Origin of the sequence: Microbacterium sp. 13-71-7 (assembly GCF_002257455.1) — a bacterium.
Lineage (GTDB): Bacteria > Actinomycetota > Actinomycetes > Actinomycetales > Microbacteriaceae > Microbacterium.
Map to the genome: position 1 here is coordinate 1 of NZ_NCKN01000385.1, position 2063 is coordinate 2063.

Here is a 2063-nt window from a genome sequence, read left to right on the forward strand (position 1 = left end):
TTTAGCCACCCGCTGCTGCTGACCGCCCGACAGGGCGGTGACAGGTCTGGTCCCGAAGTCCGCGAGTCCCACCGCGGAGAGCATGTCGGCGACGCGGGTGCGGCGCTCCGCCGCCCCCACCTTCGCGACCTTGAGCGGGTACGCGACGTTCTCCGCCACGCTCATGTGCGGCCAGAGCGCGTAGCTCTGGAAGACCATGCCCACCTGCCTCTTGTCCGCCGGCACGAACGTGCGCCGGTCGGTGTCGACGACGATGCGATCGCCCATGCTGATGCGTCCGCCCGTGGGGCGCTCGAGACCGGCCAGGCACCGCAGCGTCGTCGTCTTGCCGCAGCCCGAGGGGCCGAGCAGGGTGACGAACTCGCCGGATCCGATCGTCAGATCCAATCCGTGCAGAGCGGTCTTGCCGCCGTAGCGCTTGGTCAGTCCGGATACCTGGACCTCAGTCATGCCGATCAGTGCTCTCTCGCTGGGGGACGTCGGATTCGAAACGGCTACTTCTTGAACTGCGCGTTGATGAAGTCGAAGTAGGGCTGGTTGAAGTTCGGGTCGGGGTTGGAGAACGGCAGGCGTCCGAGCTTGCTCAGCGCCGGTGCGCCCTGCGGGCCGGGAGCGTCCGGCGTCCAGCCGTACGACTTGTTCTTCTCGGCGAGCGCCTTCTGCCCCTCGGGCGAGTACAGCCAGTTGATGTAGAGCTGCGCGGCGTCCGCGTGCGGGGCCTTGTTCACGATGCACATGCCGGTGCGGGACATGAAGTTGCCGCCGTCATCGAGCGGGAAGACCGCGGCGACGGGGCCGCCCTTGGCCTTCGTGTCCTCGTAGAAGCCCTGGTAGACGGCGATACCGATCGGGAACCGGCCGCTGGCCACGTCGGCGGGGACGTTGGGCTCGGACTGCGCGAACTGCACGTCCTGCTGGGCGAGCGCCTCGACGTAGGGCTTGCCCCACTTGTCGGCGCTCTCCGGGACCATGAGCGAGGTGAGGATGTAGCGGATGCCGCCGGGGACCGTCGGGTCGCCGACCGTGATCTTGCCCTTCCACTTCGGGTCGAGCAGGTCCTTCCAGTTCTTCGGGGCCTCGTTCTCCTTCACCATGTCGGTGTTGTAGACGAACACGAAGTACCGCATCGCGTAGTAGGTGAGGCGGCCGTCGAAGTTGGTCGGGATCTCGAAGCCGGCCGGAGCCGTCTGGACGTCGGCCTTGGTGCACAGGTCGGCCTTGGCGGCGACCTGCGGCGACTCGCCGCCGTCGTAGATGTCGGCGATGCGGTTGCCGCTCTGCGCCTCGGTCTCGATCTTGGTGATGCTCTGCGCGTCCGGCTGATCCTGCTGGACGACCTTGATCCCGGGGAAGCGGTCCGTGAAGGCCTTGAACAGCGCCTTCTGCGACGAGACGCTGGGCCCGTAGACCACGATGTCGGTCTTGCCGCCGGAGAGCGCCTTGTCGTAGAGGTCGTTCATGTGCGAGTTGCCCGCGGCGCTCGTGCCGGGGACCTCGATCGGGGTGTCGGGCTTGGCGGCGGCCGTGCCGGATGAGCAGGCGGTCAGGGCTGCGAGCGCGCCGACGGCCAGGGCCTGAAGCCGATGTCCGAGCTGCCCACGCTGGCCGACGCGGCGAAGTTCTATGCCAAGTACGGCGCCGACCCGAAGGAATTCCTGGCAGTGGCCAACTCCTTCAGCATCAACACCCAGGTCAAGCGCGCCGACGAGCTGGTGAAGGCCTACGGCGTGGAAGGCACGCCGACCATCGTGATCGACGGCAAGTACCGCATCGACCTGCGCGCGGCCGGCGGCTACGCGCAGATGGTCGAGCTGGCCAAGTACCTGGTCGCCAAGGAAGCGGCCGGCAAGTAAGGCCGGCACCTTTCGCGCCCGGCGCGGTCTTGGCTGTTCCCGTTCCGTTGCGGAGTCGATCCATGCTCAAGCACCTCTCCCGTCTTCGTCTGTTCGCCCTGGTCGGCGGCCTGATGCTGGCCACCGCCTGCTCGGCCAGCTCCGGCCAGGATTCCGGCGCCCCGTACACCGACGGCGTCGAGTACGCCACCATCCCCGGCCCCGCGCAGC

General features: G+C 67.8%; 3 protein-coding genes. 1 reads left to right on the plus strand and 2 read right to left on the minus strand.

Annotation, left to right across the window (positions count from 1 at the left end; translation table 11 throughout):
- Nucleotides 1-450: ABC transporter ATP-binding protein (locus B7X32_RS20560; protein ID WP_292724020.1), on the minus strand; the 450-nt coding region annotated here is incomplete at its 3' end.
- Between the two features lie 44 nt (nucleotides 451-494).
- Complete coding sequence (locus B7X32_RS20565) at nucleotides 495-1460, minus strand: extracellular solute-binding protein (RefSeq protein WP_292724022.1); 966 nt, start codon at nucleotides 1458-1460, stop codon at nucleotides 495-497.
- Nucleotides 1461-1583: 123 nt separating this feature from the next.
- Here B7X32_RS20565 and B7X32_RS20570 point away from each other — a divergent pair, with 123 nt between their 5' ends.
- Nucleotides 1584-1853: a DsbA family protein gene (locus tag B7X32_RS20570; protein ID WP_292724024.1), complete on the plus strand. Its 270-nt coding sequence runs from the start codon at nucleotides 1584-1586 to the stop codon at nucleotides 1851-1853.
- Nucleotides 1854-2063 lie beyond the last annotated feature (210 nt).